The 3,429-nt window shown below is 53.3% G+C and carries 1 tRNA gene and 2 rRNA genes; all 3 read right to left on the bottom strand.

Annotation, left to right across the window (positions count from 1 at the left end):
- Window positions 1-4 precede the first annotated feature (4 nt).
- Window positions 5-81, bottom strand: a tRNA-Met gene (locus ACXAH8_RS23035).
- A gap of 49 nt (window positions 82-130) precedes the next feature.
- Window positions 131-245, bottom strand: a 5S ribosomal RNA gene (gene rrf, locus ACXAH8_RS23030).
- Window positions 246-401: 156 nt separating this feature from the next.
- Window positions 402-3,231, bottom strand: a 23S ribosomal RNA gene (locus tag ACXAH8_RS23025).
- Between the last annotated feature and the right edge of the window lie 198 nt (window positions 3,232-3,429).

The following is a 3,429-nucleotide window of genomic DNA, read 5'->3' as shown; positions in this document are numbered from 1 at the left end:
ACACTGGTTGCGGGAGTAGGATTTGAACCTACGACCTTCAGGTTATGAGCCTGACGAGCTACCGGGCTGCTCCATCCCGCGTCAGAGTCAGATTTGTATCATCGTTAGAGAGACTGTGGGCTTTTACTAGGTTTGGCGGTGACCTACTCTCCCGGGGCTTAAGCCCAAGTACCATTGGCGCGGCAGTGCTTAACTTCCGGGTTCGGGATGGGACCGGGTGTTTCACTTGCGCTATGACCACCAAACCGAGGAAAAGCCCATGTCGACTTTCTTGCTGTGCAAGAAAGCGACGAGGTGGCAGGCAGCGTATGTGCGTTGCCACTCGGTTGTGTTTCAATCAACGTTGTCCAACTCAAGGTCGGTGTATGCTTCTGGTTTGATTTGTCTTTCTGTTACTGGATCAAATCAAGCCTATCGGGCGATTAGTACCGGTCAACTGAACGCATTACTGCGCTTACATCTCCGGCCTATTGACGTGGTGGTCTTCCACGGCCCTCAGGGAGACCTTGTTTTGAGGGGGGCTTCCCGCTTAGATGCCTTCAGCGGTTATCCTGTCCGATCATAGCTACCCAGCACTGCCGTTGGCACGACAACTGGTCCACCAGTGGATCGTTCACCCCGGTCCTCTCGTACTAGGGGCAACTCCTCTCAAGTCTCCTACACCCACGGCAGATAGGGACCGAACTGTCTCACGACGTTCTAAACCCAGCTCACGTACCTCTTTAAACGGCGAACAGCCGTACCCTTGGGACCTGCTCCAGCCCCAGGATGAGATGAGCCGACATCGAGGTGCCAAACACTGCCGTCGATATGGACTCTTGGGCAGTATCAGCCTGTTATCCCCGGCGTACCTTTTATCCGTTGAGCGATGGCCCTTCCACTCGGGACCACCGGATCACTATGGCCGTCTTTCGACTCTGCTCGACTTGTCAGTCTCGCAGTCAGGCTGGCTTCTGCCATTGCACTCAACGAGCGATTTCCGACCGCTCTGAGCCAACCTTCGCGCGCCTCCGTTACGCTTTAGGAGGCGACCGCCCCAGTCAAACTACCCGCCACGCAGGGTCCCGGATCCGGATAACGGACCGCGGTTAGACATCAAGAGTGCGAAGGGTGGTATCTCAAGGGAGGCTCCACGGATACTTGCGTTTCCGCTTCAAAGCCTACCACCTATCCTGCACATCACAATCCTGATGCCAGTGCGAAGCTGTAGTAAAGGTGCACGGGGTCTTTCCGTCTAACCGCGGGAAGCCTGCATCTTGACAGGCAATTCAATTTCGCTGAGTCGATGTTGGAGACAGCGGGGAAGTCGTTACGCCATTCGTGCAGGTCGGAACTTACCCGACAAGGAATTTCGCTACCTTAGGACCGTTATAGTTACGGCCGCCGTTTACCTGGGCTTCAATTCAAGGCTCTCACCTCTCCTTTTAACCTTCAGGCACCGGGCAGGCGTCAGACCCTATACGTCGTCTTGCGACTTCGCAGAGCCCTGTGTTTTTAATAAACAGTCGCCACCCCCTGGTTTGTGCCCCCAGCCCCTAGTTGCCTAGGAACCGGGCCTCCTTCTCGCGAACTTACGGAGGTATTTTGCCGAGTTCCTTCAACATCGTTCTCTCAAGCGCCTTGGTATGCTCTACCAGTCCACCTGTGTCGGTTTAGGGTACGGTCTGATGGAGGGCTATTTCCAGGAACCACTCAGCAGCCCAATCAATCCGATAAGATTGAACTACACCTGTGATCCGTCACATCCTCCTGGCCTAGGAATATTAACCTAGTTCCCATCGCCTACGCCTTTCGGCCTCGGCTTAGGGGCCGGCTTACCCTGCTCAGATTAGCTTTAAGCAGGAACCCTTGGACTTTCGGCGAGAGTGTCTCTCACACTCTTTGTCGCTACTCATGTCATCATTCTCACTAGTGATCTCTCCACCGGATGGCTCACGCCCCGGCTTCATCGAAAGAACTCGATCCGTCATTACATCCAGGTGGATGCAAATACGGATGAGTTCTATGTCACACTACGCTCTGCTACCGATGCTTACGCATCCCTAGACTTCGGCTCATGGCTTGAGCCCCGTTACATCTTCGCCGCAGGACAACTTATTTAGACCAGTGAGCTGTTACGCTATCTTTAAAGGATGGCTGCTTCTAAGCCAACCTCCTGGTTGTTTTGGTCGTCCCACCTGCTTTCCCACTTAGCCATGAATTGGGGGCCTTAGTCGTAGGTCAGGGTTGTTTCCCTCTCCACTACGGACGTTAGCATCCGCAGTGTGTCTGCCATCTAGTACTCCCGGGTATTCGGAGTTTGGTTAGGATCAGTAAGCCTGTGGGGCCCCATTACCCATCCAGTGCTCTACCCCCCGGGGTATTCGGATGACGCTCTACCTAAATAGATTTCGCAGAGAACCAGCTATCTCCGAGTTTGATTGGCCTTTCACCCCTAGGCACAGCTCATCCCGATCCTTTTCAACGGATGTGGGTTCGGTCCTCCAGTAAGTGTTACCTTACCTTCAACCTGGCCATGCCTAGATCACTCGGTTTCGGGTCTGATCCCACGAACTCATGCGCCCTATTAAGACTCGCTTTCGCTACGCCTACACCTAACGGCTTAAGCTTGCTCGTGAGACCAAGTCGATGACCCATTATACAAAAGGTACGCCGTCAGATCTCGAGGATCCTCCGACTGATTGTAGGCGTTCGGTTTCAGGTACTGTTTCACTCCCCTCGTCGGGGTGCTTTTCACCTTTCCCTCACGGTACTGGTTCGCTATCGGTCAGCAAGGAGTACTTAGCCTTCGAAGGTGGTCCTCCGATCTTCAGACAGAATTTCACGTGTTCCGCCCTACTTAATACGTCCATCAAAGCTTCCTATACGGGGCTGTCACCCGCTATGGCCACGCTTCCCAACGTGTTCTAGTCACTCATCTGGCTCGGCTGGTCCCCGTTCGCTCGCCGCTACTAGGGGAGTATCAATTGATTTCCTTTCCTCCGGGTACTTAGATGTTTCAGTTCCCCGGGTTTGCTCTTAAAACCCTATGTATTCAGGTCTTAAGTACCTGTTTAAACCCCATATTGAGTACCAAAGATAACAATATGAAGCTTTCAGGTGGGTTGCCCCATTCAGAGATCCATGGATCAAAGCTTATTCTCAGCTCCCCATGGCTTATCGCAGAGTATCACGTCTTTCATCGCCTCTTGCTGCCAAGGCATTCACCAAACGCCCTTCTCGCGCTTGATTTGATCCAGAAAGAGAAAGACACACGATATTTGTGCTACCGCCTATTCGGCTACTTGAGCACAAGTATGTCAATCGCGACCGCCCAGCTGGTAACTAAAGGCGATCTTTCTTCTGAACCAAAAGCATACTTTCCCGCCTTCCATCCTGGAACCCGCGCTGCCGATGTCGGTCGGCCCCACGCAGAGGATAGAAGACAAT

The sequence above is a fragment of the Ruegeria sp. ABV3_008 genome, from assembly GCF_056161185.1.
This window is presented reverse-complemented; position numbering and strand designations above follow the sequence as displayed.